The following is a 17,831-nucleotide window of genomic DNA, read 5'->3' as shown; positions in this document are numbered from 1 at the left end:
TAAGTTTTAAGACGACTAAAAACAAGACTCAACTGCGTTTGGGTCTTGTTTTTTTGAATCTAAGAAAGGCCTGCTTCAAACGTGTCAGAATGGGCTTCGACGCTGATTTTTTGCAGGGTTAAGGGATGTGTAAAACTGAGTTTGTGGGCGTGCAGCATGAGGCGGTCATCGGACACATGGCTGTACAAAGGGTCCCCAATAATGGGATAATGATGCGCTGACAAATGCACTCGAATTTGGTGCGTTCGCCCTGTTTTTAAGCGGCAGCGAACCAGACTTCCCTTTGAAAAAACTTTTAAACGGTCCACGATAGTAATGGCGCGCTGGCCATTTTTAGGGTCGACTACTCGTTTGCGGCGGTCATGACGGTGGCGCCCAATCTTATCTTGAAAAACTTGGTGTTTTGGCTCAAAAGTCCCCTGAACCAAGGACCAATATTCACGAGAAATGTCCTTGTTTTCCAACAAACGGTTTAAAATAGGCAGGATAAAAGGGTTTTTGGCAAATAAAATAGCTCCGCTGGTTTCCTTGTCCAAACGGTGCACCACATAGCAGGTTTGCCCTACATAAGCCGAAACATGGTTAAGCAGAGCCATTTCTGTTGGTTCATTACCGTGTGTTTTCATGCCTTCGGGCTTGTTGACGATGATAATGTGTTCGTCTTGATACAGGCAATCCACCAATTTAGCTTGTCCCAAGGGAATGTCTTTTTGCGGATAATCTTCCTCATCAAAGGTCAGCTGGATGCTGTCGCCTGTTTGCACCAAACTTTGCCAATTAATGGTTTCTCCGTTGATGAGCAGGTGTTTTTTGGTGCGCAAAAAATGCCGAATTTTCCGAGGAATCAGCAGGTGCTCTTCTAAAAGTTCCTTGACCGTGCAGTCTGGGTAGGGATTGGTAAATGTGTAAGATGTAGTCATGACTCTATTATACCAAAAAAAAACGCACCTCAATGAGATGCGCTAAAGCCCTATTTGCTTTCATTTTCTTTAAGCCAAGCATGGTATTTTTCCACCAAGTTGACCGCCATTTGGCTTGCTACTGCGACAGAATAAGCTTCTGTTCCTTCGGTTTCGCTTTCAGAAACTTCAATCTTTGTTTCATCGTAGATGGCTTTTAGACTTTCGGGAGAAAGTGTTTTTTTAAATGCTTCAAATTCTTTGTTCATGATAAGCAATTCCTTTCTAATATCTTTGTCTGACCAGATATCTCTACCCTACCATTTTATCATAAAACCTTAAAAATAGAATGAAAACGTTATAACAAATGACATCCTTTTCATTTCTGACGATTTTAAGGGAAATTGCTATAATGGAATTATGACACATTTAAAAAGAATTAAAGAAAGCTTTCTGTCCTTTGTTAGGCGCTTGACAGGAAGGGAATCTTCTCAGGAAGAGGACCGTAATTTTGAAGAGTGGCTCAACGAGGAAGAAAGTCCTGAAGACGTTACTGACCATTCTCAAGAAGGAGAGGCTGCACCACGCTATCAGCGAAGCCGTGCGCACCAAGATAAAATCAAGCATTATCCCGCTTGGGTGCAAAAAATCCTGCGGTTTGTACCCTCTCCTCAGAATCCCATCCGCCGTTTTTGGCGCCGTTACCATATTGGTAAAATACTGCTGATTTTGGCGGGGATAGCGACCTTGGCGATTGGTTCTTACCTTTATTTGGTTGCTAAATCAACCAACGTTTCTGATTTGCAAGATGCCTTGAAGGCTACCACTGTCATCTACGATAAAAATGATGAGCAAATTGGCTCGCTGTCGGGACAAAAAGGAACTTATGTGGACCTTGACAATATCAGCGATTACATGAAAGAAGCGGTTATTGCCACAGAGGATAGAACCTTTTACCAAAATAGCGGTATCAATTACTCGCGTTTCTTGTTGGCAGTCTTTACGTTTGGGCGTTTTGGTGGTGGTTCGACCATTACGCAACAATTGGCGAAAAATGCTTACCTGAGCCAAGAACAGACCGTCACGCGTAAAGCCAAGGAATTTTTCCTAGCGCTAGAGTTGACCAAAAAATACAGCAAAGACGACATCTTGACCATGTATTTGAACAATGCGTATTTTGGTAATTCGGTTTGGGGTGTTGAAGATGCCAGTCAAAAATACTTTGGTACTGACGCTGAGAATTTGACCTTGGAGCAATCGGCTATTTTGGCTGGAATGTTGAAGGGGCCTGAGATTTACAACCCATATTACTCAGTGGAGAATGCAACAAACCGAAGGAATACGGTCTTGCAGGCCATGGTTCACGCTGGTAAAATCACGCAAGAACAAGCTGATGAGGCCTCACAAGTGGATATTGCCAGTGAGTTGCACGATACTTATACAGGAACTTCTGATAGTTATCAGTACCCGTCTTACTTTGATGCGGTTATTCAAGAAGCAGAGCAAAAATACAATCTGTCAGAAAATGATATTGTCAACAATGGCTATAAAATCTATACGGAGTTAGACCAAAATTATCAAGACAATATGCAGGCTGTTTTTGACGACACGAGTTATTTCCCAACGTCAAGTTATGATGGTCAAAGCGCTCAAGGAGCCAGCGTCGCAATGGATCCCGCAACTGGTGCTGTTCGTGGTTTAGTTGGGCGTGTGAGCTCAAGTTCGGCTTCCTTTAGAAGTTTCAACTACGCGACCCAAGCCTCACGTAGCCCAGGGTCAACCATTAAACCGTTGGTGGTTTACACTCCAGCCGTCGCGGCGGGCTATTCGATTACGACGGAATTGCCAAATACCGTGCAAGATTACGATGGCTATGATCCTGGAAACTATGGTGGCGTTGAAACAGCTGATGTTCCTATGTATCAAGCCTTGGCTAATTCTTACAATATTCCAGCTGTTTATTTGCTCAATAAAATCGGTATCAGCAAGGGTATTACTTACGGTGAGAAATTCGGTCTGAACATGAAGAAGGTCAAGGAAGAACTGGGTATCGCGCTGGGTGGCGGTGTCACAACCAACCCGCTTGAAATGGCCCAGGCCTATTCAACCTTTGCCAATGACGGTATCATGCCAACGGCTCATTTGATTTCACGTATTGAAAATGCCAGCGGTGAAGTCATTGCACAGTTTAAACAAGACCAAAAACGCGTGATTAGCCAAACTGTTGCGGACAAGATGACCAGCATGATGTTAGGAACCTTTTCAAATGGTTCTGCTATCAATGCCAATGCTTATGGTTATACCATGGCAGGAAAAACAGGTACGGTTGAAACAAGCTTCAATGACAATTTGACGAGCGACCAGTGGGTGATTGGTTACACGCCTGATGTGGTGATTGCCCAGTGGCTAGGCTATGATTCGACGGACGAAAATCACTACCTGACAGATGCCAGCTCGGGAACAGCCTCAACGATTTTCAGTGCTGTTGCCAGTCGCATCTTGCCATACACCGCAGGTACTGCCTTTACTGTTGAAAATGCTTATAGTCAAAACGGTTACGACTTGATTTATAGTGCCAACGCGTCTGACACTGACACTAGCCCATCATCTAGCTCAGATAACTTTTTGGATAAGGTTCAAGAATCAGCACAAACCGCCAAGGAAAAGATAGGTCAAGCCGTTCAAGACGTTTGGGACAATGTTTCCAACTGGTTTAATAGACGAACGAATTAAAACTTGATAAAATGATAAAAAGATGATAGGATGATATTGGAGGCATTATGGCACAGAAAAAAGCAAGTTTAGCTTGTACAGAGTGTGGGAGCCGTAACTACTCTATCGGAGTGAGCAGTAACCCTAAACCTGTACGTTTAGAAGTCAATAAATATTGTAAACATTGTAAGAAATACACGTTACACAAAGAAACACGTTAATATTAAGGCGATTACGTAACGAGTGTGAAGGAGGAGCGATCCGTGGGATTTATCAAGGGAGTTTTTGCGGTTTTAAGAGATACAACATGGCCAGATCGTAAACAACGTTGGAGAGATTTTATTTCTGTATTAGAGTATACAGCGTTTTTTACACTTGCGATTTATATCTTTGATAAACTACTCTCGTTGGGAGTAACGGACTTATTGAATCGTTTTTAGGTAGAATAACAAAAAGTGGTGGGGTTTCCCATCACTTTTTTTGTGGTTTCCCCGAGTCCATCATTGACAGAGAACGCCTTTTTATTCTATAATGAAAGAAAAAACGAAGCAAAGAGCCCTCAGGGCTTTTTATAGTGGAGGAAAAGATGCTAGATTCATTTGATAAAGGCTGGTTTGTGCTACAAACTTACTCTGGGTATGAAAATAAAGTGAAAGAAACCCTTTTGCAACGTGCCCAAACCTACAATATGTTGGACAATATTTTGCGCGTGGAAATCCCAACGCAAACTGTCAATGTTGAGAAAAACGGGAAAGTCAAAGAAGTTGAAGAAAACCGTTTCCCTGGTTATGTCTTGGTTGAGATGGTTATGACAGACGAAGCTTGGTTTGTTGTGCGTAACACACCAAACGTTACAGGATTTGTTGGGTCACACGGTAACCGTTCAAAACCAACACCGCTCTTGGAAGAAGAAATCCGCTCAATTCTCATCTCAATGGGTCAAACGGTTGATGTGATTGATACCAACATTAAAGAAGGTGACGTGGTTCAAATCATTGATGGTGCCTTTATGGGACAAGAAGGTCGCGTCGTTGAAATTGAAAACAACAAAGTGAAATTGATGATTAATATGTTTGGAACAGAAACACAAGCAGAATTGGAACTTTACCAAATCGCTGAACTGTAAACAAGCGTCATGATTAAGCTAGGGTGAATGCTCTAGCTTTTTTGTTGGTCGGTGGCTAAAAATGATATCGGCATTGTGTGCTTTTGCCAATCATTTGATATACTGTACATAGTCATATACAAGAATAAAGGAGTCTGTAAATGTCTGTTGGTTTAGTATTAGAAGGTGGGGGAATGCGTGGGCTTTACACGGCTGGCGTTCTCGATGCATTTTTAGATGCTGGTATCAAGGTTGACGGGATAGTCGCGGTATCAGCTGGGGCACTTTTTGGGGTGAATTTTTTATCTAAGCAAAAGGGCAGAGCTCTCCGTTACAATCAAAAATACGCTTCTTATCCTAACTACATGGGCCTTCGTTCTTGGTTACGAACGGGCAATGTGGTCAACAAAGAATTTGCTTATTACAAGGTTCCCATGGAATTAGATGTTTTTGATGAGGAAACCTTTGAGCAATCTGGTGTTCCTTTTTACGTCACTGTCACCAATCTTGAAACAGGTAAGGCAGAATACCACAAGATTGACAATGTGTTTGAGCAAATGGAGTTGTTTCGTGCCAGTTCGGCCTTGCCAGTAGCCTCAAAAATTGTTGAGTGGCAGGGCAAACATTACCTTGATGGTGGCTTGTCAGACAGCATTCCTGTTGATTTTGCCAAAAGCCTTGGCTTTGATAAACTCATCGTGGTCTTGACACGTCCGCTTGATTACCGCAAAAAAGCGTCTAGTGGTCGCCTTTACAAGTTGCTTTATAGGCATTACCCTAACTTTGTCGAAGTGGCTTCCAAACGTTACCAATACTATAATGACACGCTGGAGCACATTATTGATTTGGAGCAGAAGGGGCAAGTTTTTGCGATTAGACCAAGCCAACCATTAGAGATTGGACGTCTGGAAACCAACCCTGACAAGTTTGAAGAGATTTATCAGATTGGCTTGAAACAAGCCAAAGCAGATATGGCGAGCTTACAAGCTTATTTATCAAAGGCATGAAGTCCCCAGTGATTTCGCCTTTTTTCTTTGTTATTTTCATGGTATAATAGAAGCTATACTATGAACATGGAGAAATGACATGGCAACTTACAATCACAAAGAAATTGAGAAAAAATGGCAGGCTTATTGGGCTGACAATCATACGTTCAAAACAGGAACAGACGCTGACAAACCAAACTTTTACGCGTTGGATATGTTTCCTTACCCGTCAGGTGCAGGGCTTCACGTTGGACACCCAGAAGGCTACACAGCAACTGATATTTTGAGTCGTTTCAAACGTGCACAAGGCTATAACGTGCTTCACCCAATGGGATGGGACGCTTTTGGACTTCCTGCTGAGCAATACGCGATGGATACAGGAAATGACCCAGCTGAATTTACAGCGCAAAACATCGCTAACTTCAAACGCCAAATCAATGCACTTGGTTTCTCATACGACTGGGATCGCGAAGTAAATACCACTGACCCTAGCTACTACAAATGGACACAGTGGATTTTCACAAAATTGTATGAAAAAGGCTTGGCATACGAAGCTGAAGTGCCTGTTAACTGGGTTGAAGAATTGGGAACAGCCATCGCCAACGAAGAAGTGCTTCCTGACGGTACTTCTGAACGTGGAGGGTACCCAGTTGTCCGCAAACCAATGCGTCAATGGATGCTTAAAATCACAGCTTATGCAGAGCGCTTGCTGGAAGATTTGGAAGACCTTGACTGGCCTGAATCAATCAAGGATATGCAACGCAACTGGATTGGTAAATCAACAGGTGCCAATGTGACCTTCAAAGTGAAGGACACAGACCAAGATTTCACAGTCTTTACCACTCGTCCTGATACTCTTTTTGGTGCGACTTATGCTGTTTTAGCACCTGAACACCCATTGGTTGATGCTATTACAACGCCTGAACAAGCACAAGCTGTGGCAGATTACAAACACCAAGCAAGCCTCAAATCTGACCTTGCGCGTACAGACCTTGCTAAAGAAAAAACAGGTGTTTGGACAGGTAGCTATGCGATCAATCCTGTCAATGGTCGTGAAATGCCAATTTGGATTGCAGATTATGTGCTTGTGAGCTATGGAACTGGTGCTATCATGGCTGTTCCTGCCCACGACACACGCGACTGGGAATTCGCTAAACAATTCAATCTAGATATTATCCCAGTACTTGAAGGCGGCAATGTTGAAGAAGAAGCTTACACAGAAGACGGTATTCACATCAATTCTGGCTTCCTAGACGGTCTTGACAAAGCGCAAGCCATTGACAAAATGGTCGAATGGCTCGAAGCTGAAGGAGTGGGAAATAAAAAAGTCACTTACCGTTTACGCGACTGGCTCTTCTCACGCCAACGCTACTGGGGTGAACCAATTCCAATCGTTCACTGGGAAGATGGCACAACCACTGCCCTTCCAGAAGACCAACTTCCTCTGGTCTTGCCAGTAACTAAGGACATTAAACCTTCAGGAACAGGGGAGTCACCACTAGCTAACTTGACAGATTGGTTAGAAGTTACTCGTGAAGACGGTATTAAAGGGCGCCGTGAAACCAATACCATGCCACAATGGGCAGGTTCAAGCTGGTACTTCCTACGCTACATCGACCCGCATAACGACGAAAAACTAGCTGACGAAGAATTATTGAAACAATGGTTGCCAGTTGACATTTACATCGGTGGTGCCGAACACGCCGTGCTTCACTTGCTTTACGCTCGCTTCTGGCACAAATTCCTTTATGATTTAGGCGTTGTTCCAACCAAAGAACCGTTCCAAAAACTCTTTAACCAAGGGATGATTTTGGGAACAAGCTACCGCGACCACCGTGGAGCCCTTGTACCAACAGACAAGGTTGAAAAACGCGATGGGTTATTCTTCAACATCGAAACTGGCGAAGAATTGGAACAAGCACCAGCTAAAATGTCTAAATCATTGAAAAACGTTGTCAACCCTGACGACGTAGTTGAACGCTATGGTGCCGACACATTGCGCGTGTATGAAATGTTTATGGGACCATTGGACGCTTCTATCGCTTGGTCTGAAGAAGGTCTTGAAGGCTCACGTAAGTTCCTTGACCGCGTTTACCGCCTGTTGACAACCAAAGATATCGTTGCTGACAATAACGGTACTTTAGACAAGGTTTACAATGAAACCGTTAAAGCCGTTACAGAACAGCTCGAAGCCATGAAATTCAACACAGCGATTGCACAATTGATGGTCTTTGTAAACAGCGCCAACAAAGAAGACAAACTCTTTGTAGATTACGCCAAAGGCTTCATTCAATTGTTGGCTCCATTTGCCCCACACCTTGCTGAAGAATTGTGGCAAAACGTGACCCAATCAGGTGAAAGCATTTCATACGTGGCATGGCCAACATGGGATGAATCAAAACTTGTTGAAAACGACGTTGAAATTGTCATCCAAATCAAAGGAAAAGTACGAGCTAAATTGGTCGTACCAAAAGACGCAAGTCGCGAAGAACTCGAAAAACTCGCCCTTTCCAATGACAAGATTCAAGCTGAAATCGCAGGCAAAGATATCGTCAAAGTTATTGCTGTCCCTAACAAACTTGTCAACATCGTGGTAAAATAATCACTACATATAATCTTGAACTCCTGTCCATTGGACAGGAGTTTTTGGTTTATAACGATGATGTCTGGTAAAACTTAGTAAAATCCAATAGTAAACGTTTACAAAAAATTATCTAAAAGGTAAAATAAAAGAAAGAACCTAAGAAAGAGGGAAAAATGGAAGTAAAACAAGAAATTGTTGAGATAATTAATCGGCAAAAGATTGAAAAATACACTATTATTAATGATAATGGTGTCCAAGTTGGTTTACTAACGCTGGGAGCAACTTGGCAAGAATTTTTAGTGCCAGATGACAAAGGTGGTCAGAAAAATCTTATCATTGGTTTTGATGAGCCAAGTGATTATCTGAAAAGTCCTTTATGTGCAGGTCAATCAATCGGACGTGTTGCAGGGCGTATTAATCAAGGGAAAGTTAACCTTGATGGCAAAGAAATTCAGCTACCACAAAATGAAAAAGGAAACACTCTTCACGGTGGTCCAAAAGGTTTCCACAAACACATTTGGCAAGCAAGAGTTGAAAATGATATTGACAAAGCCACTGTTGTCATGACTTACAATGCCAAAGAAAGCGTTGATGGTTTCCCTGGTGATATGTTGGTAACAGCACGTTTTACGCTGGATAACGACAATCGTTTTACAATCACTTACACTGGTAAAAATGGCGGTCAAGCGACCCTCTTTAACCCAACTAACCACGTTTACTTTAACCTCAGTGAACGCCAAGACTTGGCACACCATACCTTTACTTTGGCTGCTGACTGTTACTTGGAAACACGTGATGATTTGGTGCCAACAGGAAAATTCATTGACGTTGCTGGCACAGCTTATGATTTTCAAACTGGGCAAAACCTTGGAGAGGCTATCGCTGATACAGGCGGGCTTGACGATGCTTTCTTGGTAAATGCTTCGCTTGATAAACCTTGTGGAGAATTGAAAGATGAAGAAAGTGGCGATTCTGTTCACCTTTATTCTGACCGTGATACTTGGGTCGTTTACAGTATGGGTGGCATTCCTGAGGATATTTATCCAGCGCGTGATAAGGGTAAAATGGCTAAAGAATTTGAAGCCTTAGCGCTTGAAGCACAATTTCTCCCAGATGCTATTAATAATGACGGTTTTGGTGATATTGTTCTTCCAGCCAATACCGAAAAGACTTATACTATTGCTTTTGAATATCATAAAGGATAATATAATTTTACAAATTCAGTTAAAAAAGAGATTTCTGTTTGGAATCTCTTTTTATAATTTACAATTGATTCTTGAATTATGATTGAGAAAATCCAGTCAGAGCAAAATAGTTGTGTGAAAACATACTTTGTAGTAGCATAGCGTTATACAGTTCTACATACTATATTCCAACATCAAAGTAATATAGTATGTAGAATTAGAAAGGAAATGTAAATAATGATTGAAATTACATTTTTAAACGCCGTAAACCAAGAACGAGTGGTGACGTTTGACTCATACGAGGAATTCGAACGTTCACAGCAAGCTTGCTCAATCGATATTGCCGACTATTACAAAGTCACTAAGGTCGTTTATAACGGTCATGTACTGGATTATTCAGGAAATTATGGCAACCTATTTTACTACTTTTTAAAACAAGATTTAACACAATATCGCTAATATCATGTTTGTTATTTAATGATGCGGTGCTTTTATGGGAGAACAAAAATGAAAACATATGATTTATTAGTCATAGGCTTTGGTAAAGCTGGAAAGACACTTGCTGCTAAGATGAGTTCTCTTGGCAAGAAAGTTGCTCTTGTTGAAGAAAGTTCTTCAATGTATGGAGGAACTTGTATCAATATTGGCTGTATTCCAACAAAAACATTAATCCATGCAGCTGAAAATCATTTAACATTTGAGCAGGCAATGGCTGAAAAAGAGGTGGTTACGCGTCGATTAAATCAGAAAAATAAAGCCAATGTGGTCAATGCTGGTGTAGATCTTTATGATGCTAAAGCAAGTTTTGTCTCTAATAAGGTTATTAAAATAGTTGCTGGCGAGGATAGTGAATGGTTAACAGCTGATACTATAGTGATTAATACAGGCGCCATTTCAAATCGTTTGCCTATACCAGGATTAAAGGAATCTAAAAATGTCTTTGACAGCACTGGTATTCAAAAATTAGAAACTTTGCCACAAAGGTTAGGAATCATTGGAGGGGGTAATATCGGGCTTGAATTTGCCAGCCTTTATGCTAATCTTGGCAGTAAGGTCACCGTTTTTGAGACTGCTAACCGTATTTTGCCACGTGAGGAGGATATCGTTGCGTAGCTAGCAAAAGAATACATGGAAGAAGACGGTATTTCCTGTTTTAAATGCTCAGATAAATGCTTTAGAAAATGATGAAGAGGATAATGTTATTTTAAGCAATCATGGTCAGAAAATGAGTTTTGATGCTGTCCTTTATGCGACTGGTCGTAAATCGAATATTACTGACTTGGGACTTGAAAATACAGATATTGTGGTAACAGACCATGGTGCCATTGAGGTTGATGATTATTGTGAAACTAGTGTTCCAAATGTTTATGCTGTTGGGGATGTCAATGGCGGACTCCAATTTACTTATGTGTCATTGGACGATTATCGCATAGTTTTTAATAAATTAACTGGACAGAGTGATTATAACGCTAGTCAGAGAAATAATATCCCCACTACATTATTTATTAACCCTGCTTTGGCACGTGTAGGTTTAACAGAAAAAGAGGCTGCAGAGGCAAATCTTCCCTATAAAGCAAATGAATTAATGGTTTCAGCTATGCCTAGAGCTCATGTTAATGGCAACCTTCGAGGTATTTATAAGGTTATTGTTAATGAAAAAACACAAGATATTTTAGGAGCAACTCTTTTTGGTGAAGGTGCTCAGGAAAATATAAACCTGATTAAGTTAGCTATGGATAACCATATTCCATACACTTATATTAAGAATCAAATATTTACGCATCCTACTATGGCAGAGAACCTTAATGACGTTTTTAATTTTTAAAATAAAAGACGACCAGCAGATTGTCAAAAAATTGATAAAATCGTAACAAATTGACTTTAAAACAAGCAAAAAGCCCTAAACAAAGGGCTTTTTCTTATGATGTTTAATCCTCCCTATAGGGCTCGAACCTATGACCCATGGATTAAGAGTCCACTGCTCTACCAACTGAGCTAAGGAAGGACGATAAGCTGTATTGGCACCGTGATTCACGATTTGTATTGAACCCGCAATTACACTAGCAGGTGGGCAACTCTCTCTAACTTAGCTGCTTCCGCGTGTGACGGCTTGCATACTGTTAGAAGACTACTGTTTCCCTAAATACAAATATTCAGTCGGTCAACACATTGATGTGAATTCGTATGCCACAGCATAACCTATGCTTATATAATAGCACTTTTTGAAAATTTTTCAAGAGATAACCTGCTTTTTTCTCCAGAGTGTTTAAATACCTTACCGAGAAAGCTTATCAATACGCTCTTTGTTAGCAGCCAGTGCTCGCTCGTATTTACCTGTTTGATTGGGGTCAAAATAGTTTTTTCCGAACAATTTATCGGGTAAGTACTGTTGGTTGACCCATTTTTCGGGGTAGTTATGAGGGTACTTGTAGTCTTGGGCATTTCCTAATTCTTTGCTGCTAGCGTAATGCCCGTCCCGCAAATGGCGTGGAATAGGCAAGGTGCCGTTTTGGTGCAAGTCAGCAATGGCTTGGTCAATCGCGACCATGGCAGAATTGGATTTTGGTGATAGGGCTAAATCAATCACCACATTGGCAATCAAGATGCGGGCTTCAGGAAAGCCAATTTTTTGAGCAGCTTCAAGGGCTGTAACGGTGTGTATCTGGGCATCGGGATTTGCCAATCCGATATCTTCATAAGCAATGACGGTCAACCGTCTGGCTAAGCTTGGCAAATCTCCAGCTTCAATCAGACGTGCGGCATAATGAAGGCTGGCGTTGACATCAGAGCCACGGATGGATTTTTGTAGGGCGGACAAGACATCGTAGTGCCCATCTCCGTCTTTATCCATGGTAATATAGCTGCGCTGCAAGCTATTTTCAACGGTGCCAAGACTAATGTGACGGCTATTTTGGTTGTCTGGTTTGGTTGACATGACTGCCAAATCAAGCGAGTTAAAAGCAGAACGTAGGTCACCATTTGTTGCTGTCGCAATAAAATCAATGGCGTCTTCATCCATCACAACGTCAACCTCAAAACCACGTTCCTTGTTTGTCAGTGCGATTTGAAGAGCTTGCTTGATGTCTTCTGTGGATAAGGGCTCCAATTCAAAAATCTGAACGCGTGAGCGAATGGCAGGTGTGACAGAAAAGAATGGATTTTCCGTTGTCGCTCCAATCATAATAATGTTACCATTTTCAAGCAAGGGTAAGAGAAAATCTTGCTTGGTTTTGTCAAGACGGTGGATTTCGTCAAGCAACAGCACCAAACCACCAGAAAATTTAGCTTCCTCGGCGATTTCTTGCAGGCGTTTTTTGGTGTCTGTCGTGGCATTAAAAGTCCGAAAAGCGTATTTGGTTGTGCCTGCGATAGCACTAGCAATTGAGGTCTTCCCAATGCCAGGAGGACCGTAAAGAATCATCGATGATAGCCGATTGGCTTCAACCATACGGCGAATAATTTTTCCTTCCCCAACCAGATGTTTTTGCCCGATCACCTGGTCAATCGTCTTGGGGCGCATACGCAAAGCGAGATTATTTGGCATGACGAATTTCCCCCTAGTGTTGTATTTATATGTTATTTCCTTTTAAGTATGATAAAATAATTGTAACACAAAAGAAGATTGGAAGAAATTTTTAATGGCTAAATTCGGCTTTTTATCAGTATTAGAAGAAGAAATGGATAAGCACTTCACCTTTGATTACGCAATTGATTGGAACAAGAAGAATCATGTTGTCGAAGTGACTTTTATTTTAGAAGCGCAAAATCAATCAGCTGTGGAAACCATTGATGACCAAGGGGAAATCAGCAACGAAGATATTGTTTTTGAAGATTATGTGCTTTTTTACAACCAAGCCAAATCAAGGGTTGATGAAGACGATTACCTAGTGACCCTCCCGTTTGACGCTAAAAAAGGCTTCTCTCGTGAATTCTTAGCTTATTTTGCCCAAACCCTAAACGACGTGGCAACCAAGGGCTTAGACGACTTGATGGACTTCTTGGCAGACGAGGAAAGCACCGATTTTGCTTTAGAGTGGGACGCAGAAAGTTTTGACAAAGGCAAAGCAGACCTAACAGAAACAACCTTCTTTGCTTATCCTAGGTATTAGGATGGTTGGGAGTTTCTAGTGGCAAAACGCGGTAAAAATATCAATATCTTTCTGATGGACGGAGAGGTTACAGGAAAAATAAAATGCACTCTTTCTAATTGGACAGGGGTTATTTATAAAGTACCTCGTATCAAATTAGGCGATTTGAAAATGCGTGAAGATATGAAGCAAAGTGGCATTTATTTTTTGTTTGGGCAAGATGATGAAACCCAAAAAGAAATTGCCTACATTGGTCAATCGACAACACGTAAAAATGGCGAGGGTGTTTTATTTCGTATTCAAGAACACACTCATGATAGTCATGCAGCTTATTTTAACAATGCTATTATTTTGACAACACAAAATAATTCTTTTGGGCCAACAGATATCTCTTATTTGGAAAATCGTTTCACCCAATTGGCAAAAGAAGCAGACCGTTACCTTATCAAAAATAGTAATGAACCCAATCCTGGTAACGTCACAGAAGAAAAACAGTCTGAGCTAGATGAAGTTGTGGATAACACCTTGACGATTATAGGAACCTTGGGCTATCGCTTATTTGTTCCAATGGTCAATAAAAGAGAGCCTGGGGAGTCAAGTCAGGATTCACTTTATCTTTATTTGAAAAGAAGAACTAAAAAATCTAATCAGACGATTACAGCGACCTGCGAACAAACTTCAGAAGGCTTTGTTGTTTTAAAAGGCAGTCAAATCGATCTTATCAATGCCCCGTCTTTGCCTGATAGTTTGAGGGAAAAACGTGATGAGTTACTACGCTTGGGACTTATTAAAGACGGTATATTACAGGAAGATCAACTGTTTTCAAGTCCGTCTTATGCGGCAGTTTTTGTTCTTGGAATGGCTGCCAATGGTCGAACGGAATGGAAAAATGATAAAGGGATTACCCTAAAAGAATTGGAAGAAGGAGCCTAACAACCATGGACAAATGGCAAGAATTGACCGTTGAGGTCTTGAGAGAAGCTGAAGAAGCGGCTTCAAATATTTTAATTGAATTGGGGAGTCAAGGAGTCGCGATAGATGATAGCGCCGACTATCTTGGACGTGTTGGCAAGTACGGCGAAGTATTTCCAGAAGTCAAACAAGTGGATACTGTGAAAATCACGGCTTATTATCCCGAGCATGTGGATATCGATGCTGTGGAAAAAGAAGTGGCGCAACGTTTGTCGGCCTTGAGTGATTTTGGGGTGAATGCGGGCGACATTCACTATGACACGCAGGAACTAGCTGAGCAAGATTGGGCAGAAAATTGGAAAAAATACTACGAACCAACGCGTATCAGCCATGATTTGACTATTGTGCCAAGTTGGACAGATTACGAAGCCAAAACGGGTGAGAAAATCATTCGTCTTGACCCTGGGATGGCGTTTGGAACGGGGACTCACCCAACCACTAAGATGAGCCTTTTTGCATTGGAGCAAGTCCTTCGAGGGGGCGAAACGGTGCTTGATGTGGGGACAGGCTCAGGCGTGTTATCAATCGCTAGCTCACTGCTTGGCGCAAAGTCTATCTATGCTTATGACCTTGATGAAGTAGCGGTGCGCGTGGCGCAAGAAAATATCGATTTGAATGCTGGGACAGAAAATATCCACGTGGCGACAGGAAACCTTTTGCAAGGCGTAGACATTCAGGCAGACGTTATTGTGGCAAATATCCTCGCTGATATTTTGATCAATATGACAGAAGATGCCTACCGTCTTGTCAAAGATGAGGGTTACTTGATTATGTCTGGTATCATTTCTGAGAAATGGGAAATGGTACGTGAATCTGCTGAAAAAGCAGGCTTCTTCCTTGAAACCCATATGATTCAAGGCGAATGGAATGCTTGTGTTTTCAAAAAAACAGATGATATTTCAGGAGTGATAGGAGGGTAAATGCAACAGTATTTTGTAGCAGGCAAGGCACAAGATGAGGTGACTATCACTGATAAAGACACGATGAAACATATGTTTCAAGTTATGCGTCTCGCTGATGGTGACGAAGTTGTCCTTGTTTTTGATGACCACATCAAACGTTTAGCCAAAGTTCTTGATAGCAGTAGCCACCGTTTCCAAATCCTTGAAACTCTTGATAGCGATGTGGAATTGCCAGTTGATGTGACCATTGCCGTAGGATTCCCAAAAGGCGATAAATTGGAATTTCTTGCCCAAAAAACCACCGAACTTGGGGCAAACCAACTTTGGGCATTTCCAGCCGACTGGTCTGTGGTCAAGTGGGATGGCAAAAAATTAGCGAAAAAAGGCGATAAATTAGCTAAAATCACGCTTGGAGCTGCCGAGCAGAGCAAACGCAATCGTGTCCCAGAAGTCACATTATTTGAGAAAAAAGCCGATTTTCTAGCGGGGTTGTCATCATTTGATAAGGTCTTTATTGCTTACGAAGAATCAGCGAAAGAAGGCGAAACAGCAGCCTTGGCGCGTGAATTGTCACGCATGACAGCAGGAGAAAAACTGCTCTTTATCTTCGGACCAGAAGGCGGCATTTCACCCGAGGAAATCGTAGCCTTTGAAGCACACGGTGGCCAAACAATTGGTTTAGGCCCACGCATCATGCGAGCAGAAACCGCCCCACTCTATGCCCTCAGCAGCATCAGCTATGCCTTGGAATTGCAAAAGAGTAATTAGTTATATATAGAAATCCCCCTAGAACAGTCTTGTTCTAGGGGGATTGTTAGTTAAATTAAGATGGATGCATTAATATTCTTTTCTAGTGTTAAGGAAAGTAAAGTGGAGTTGTTTACCAAGCAAATGCATTTGTTGGTGATTTTAGAGCTGTAATCCAAGACTTATCTAAAAATCTACAAAGTGTAACAGAAAGGCCAGACATGTCTAAACTTGTGATTAGATGACCAGTTTTTATAAAAGAAATATTGAGTCTCTCTATATCTAATAACTGGAGAATGTCATCTGCTAAAACAAGTTCTTCTAATTTGGAAGCTCCCCCTAAATTATTGATTAAAAGGATAAATTCTTGTCCTTCTGTCCACTTGAATTTCATTTTGATCTTATTAATGAGTTCAACAGCGAGTACTTCAGAGGATTCAAAAGATCTCATGCGATAACCAGGTTCCCCATGAATACCAATTCCATAAGAGATATATTGGCTTGGTAAATCAAAAATAGGTTCTTCATCTTTGAGAAGTGTAGCAAATTTTGTAGCAACCCCCAATGTAGCAATAGATGTTGATAGACTGAAAGCTATTTTTTCCAATTCATCCAGACTAGCTCCATTTTTGGCGGCTTGCCCTAATATTTTATGGAGTAAAATTGTTCCTGCAACCCCACGATGACGAATTTGAAAATTACTTTTCTCAACTGAAATGTCATCGTGAGAAATGGTATACTTGACTAAAATTCCTTCTTCTCTAGCTTGGTGAATTGTCTCAGAGAATTCTTTAATATCGGCCTCAAAATTTTTTATAATGATAAAAACACCTTTGCCATTATTAAGAAAATGTATAGTTTCTAGAATGTCATGAGCGCGAGGGGGAATAAAAATAGGACCACTAATAGCAGCGGTTAACATTCCATCTCCAACGTATCCAAAATGAGCTGGTTCATGACACTTCCACCGCCTGATAAAATTGGTATAGTGTTTGGATCATGTTGATTATAATAAATAGTAGGTAGTTGTTTAAGTTGTGAGAGATGAGGGTATATGCGTGTAATAGCATTGATGTTTTGTTGAACGGTTGAATGGATTGAATTAATGATATGAACCATAAAGATACCTAGTTTTCTATATTTTTTTTTGATAAGTTGTATTAGTAGTAGTGCTTGTTTTTGATAATCTTGGTCAGATAAAGTTAACGACTGTTTTATAGTACCAGCTATAGCTTGACTATGGTAATTAATAAATAGTTTATATTCTGTTTCAGAATCAAATGGTTGAGAATGATATTCTTTGACAATTTTAATAACAAGCTGTTGGCAATAAGTTTGGAAATATGAAGAGAAATCATTTTAATTAACAACCTTAAATAATTGTATATAAAAGTGTTTATTAATACTGAAATAATGTAATAATTCTTGTAGAAGCTGATAACCAGAAATGTATTCTAGATTGTCTGTAACCTGTTCTCTTAATTCTATTTGGAAGATCCACTCTAGTAATTCGTATTTATCTAAAAATTTATCTAAAAAATACCCGTGGTGCTAGTTAAATTTAAGATACGAAAAAAGCCCAAATGGACTATACTGTAAGTGACAACTAAACAGGAGGTAGTCCAAATAAGCCATTTACAGTATACCGCTAA

At 40.9% G+C, this 17,831-nt stretch carries 15 protein-coding genes, 1 tRNA gene, 1 other RNA gene and 2 pseudogenes; 13 read left to right on the top strand and 6 right to left on the bottom strand.

What is annotated here, in order from left to right; translation table 11 throughout:
- Positions 1-59: 59 nt before the first annotated feature.
- Together B3R79_RS05200 and B3R79_RS05195 are read right to left on the bottom strand one after the other, a co-directional pair.
- Positions 60-920, bottom strand: coding sequence for an RluA family pseudouridine synthase (locus B3R79_RS05200; RefSeq protein ID WP_269725607.1), 861 nt, complete (start codon positions 918-920; stop codon positions 60-62).
- A 50-nt stretch (positions 921-970) separates the two neighbouring features.
- Positions 971-1,168: a hypothetical protein gene (locus tag B3R79_RS05195; protein WP_204984925.1), complete on the bottom strand. Its 198-nt coding sequence runs from the start codon at positions 1,166-1,168 to the stop codon at positions 971-973.
- A gap of 151 nt (positions 1,169-1,319) precedes the next feature.
- Between B3R79_RS05195 and pbp2a the strand changes: the two genes are divergently transcribed.
- The 9 genes and pseudogenes from pbp2a (at position 1,320) to B3R79_RS05150 (ending at position 11,295) form a co-directional block, all read left to right on the top strand.
- Positions 1,320-3,632 carry a penicillin-binding protein PBP2A gene (gene pbp2a / locus B3R79_RS05190; RefSeq protein ID WP_293694155.1) on the top strand — a complete coding sequence of 771 codons (2,313 nt, stop codon included), beginning with the start codon at positions 1,320-1,322 and terminating at the stop codon, positions 3,630-3,632.
- 47 nt (positions 3,633-3,679) lie between these two features.
- Positions 3,680-3,832, top strand: a complete 153-nt coding sequence (gene rpmG, locus B3R79_RS05185) for a 50S ribosomal protein L33 (RefSeq protein ID WP_003067827.1) — start codon at positions 3,680-3,682, stop codon at positions 3,830-3,832.
- A gap of 42 nt (positions 3,833-3,874) precedes the next feature.
- Entirely contained in the window at positions 3,875-4,051 is a 177-nt protein-coding gene (gene secE / locus B3R79_RS05180) for a preprotein translocase subunit SecE (protein WP_293694152.1), read from the top strand.
- Positions 4,052-4,197: 146 nt separating this feature from the next.
- Positions 4,198-4,737, top strand: a complete 540-nt coding sequence (nusG, locus tag B3R79_RS05175; protein ID WP_154454841.1) for a transcription termination/antitermination protein NusG — start codon at positions 4,198-4,200, stop codon at positions 4,735-4,737.
- Between the two features lie 140 nt (positions 4,738-4,877).
- Positions 4,878-5,723, top strand: coding sequence for a patatin-like phospholipase family protein (locus tag B3R79_RS05170; protein ID WP_154454842.1), 846 nt, complete (start codon positions 4,878-4,880; stop codon positions 5,721-5,723).
- Positions 5,724-5,802: 79 nt separating this feature from the next.
- Positions 5,803-8,304, top strand: a complete 2,502-nt coding sequence (leuS, locus tag B3R79_RS05165) for a leucine--tRNA ligase (protein WP_293694149.1) — start codon at positions 5,803-5,805, stop codon at positions 8,302-8,304.
- A gap of 155 nt (positions 8,305-8,459) precedes the next feature.
- Positions 8,460-9,491, top strand: a complete 1,032-nt coding sequence (locus B3R79_RS05160; RefSeq protein ID WP_293694146.1) for an aldose epimerase family protein — start codon at positions 8,460-8,462, stop codon at positions 9,489-9,491.
- A 216-nt stretch (positions 9,492-9,707) separates the two neighbouring features.
- Positions 9,708-9,929, top strand: coding sequence for a DUF4649 family protein (locus B3R79_RS05155; RefSeq protein WP_020916018.1), 222 nt, complete (start codon positions 9,708-9,710; stop codon positions 9,927-9,929).
- Between the two features lie 48 nt (positions 9,930-9,977).
- Positions 9,978-11,295: pseudogene (locus B3R79_RS05150) on the top strand (FAD-containing oxidoreductase).
- 107 nt (positions 11,296-11,402) lie between these two features.
- On the opposite strand, the gene B3R79_RS05145 reads toward B3R79_RS05150, so the two are convergent.
- The 3 genes from B3R79_RS05145 to B3R79_RS05135 form a co-directional block, all read right to left on the bottom strand.
- Positions 11,403-11,475, bottom strand: a tRNA-Lys gene (locus tag B3R79_RS05145).
- A gap of 1 nt (position 11,476) precedes the next feature.
- A non-coding RNA gene (gene ssrS / locus B3R79_RS05140) (6S RNA) lies at positions 11,477-11,669 on the bottom strand.
- Between the two features lie 76 nt (positions 11,670-11,745).
- Positions 11,746-13,014 (bottom strand): replication-associated recombination protein A, encoded by a 1,269-nt coding sequence (locus B3R79_RS05135; RefSeq protein WP_154454845.1) that lies wholly within the window; start codon positions 13,012-13,014, stop codon positions 11,746-11,748.
- Positions 13,015-13,108: 94 nt separating this feature from the next.
- On the opposite strand from B3R79_RS05135, the gene B3R79_RS05130 reads away from it, so the two are divergent.
- The 4 genes from B3R79_RS05130 to B3R79_RS05115 are packed head-to-tail and all read left to right on the top strand — an operon-like array spanning position 13,109 to position 16,200.
- The gene (locus B3R79_RS05130) at positions 13,109-13,579 is read left to right on the top strand and encodes a DUF3013 family protein (protein ID WP_168261144.1); all 471 of its coding nucleotides are present in this window, start codon (positions 13,109-13,111) and stop codon (positions 13,577-13,579) included.
- 18 nt (positions 13,580-13,597) lie between these two features.
- Positions 13,598-14,491 (top strand): GIY-YIG nuclease family protein, encoded by an 894-nt coding sequence (locus B3R79_RS05125; protein WP_293694143.1) that lies wholly within the window; start codon positions 13,598-13,600, stop codon positions 14,489-14,491.
- A gap of 5 nt (positions 14,492-14,496) precedes the next feature.
- On the top strand, positions 14,497-15,450 hold the full coding sequence (gene prmA, locus B3R79_RS05120; RefSeq protein ID WP_154454847.1) for a 50S ribosomal protein L11 methyltransferase: 954 nt from the start codon (positions 14,497-14,499) through the stop codon (positions 15,448-15,450).
- On the top strand, positions 15,451-16,200 hold the full coding sequence (locus B3R79_RS05115) for a 16S rRNA (uracil(1498)-N(3))-methyltransferase (RefSeq protein WP_293694141.1): 750 nt from the start codon (positions 15,451-15,453) through the stop codon (positions 16,198-16,200).
- Between the two features lie 112 nt (positions 16,201-16,312).
- Here the strand turns inward: B3R79_RS05115 and dhaQ are convergent.
- Positions 16,313-17,298 (bottom strand): annotated as a pseudogene (dhaQ, locus tag B3R79_RS05110) (DhaKLM operon coactivator DhaQ).
- Between the last annotated feature and the right edge of the window lie 533 nt (positions 17,299-17,831).

This window comes from Streptococcus sp. UBA3373, from assembly GCF_002360305.1.
GTDB lineage: Bacteria > Bacillota > Bacilli > Lactobacillales > Streptococcaceae > Streptococcus > Streptococcus alactolyticus.
This window is presented reverse-complemented; position numbering and strand designations above follow the sequence as displayed.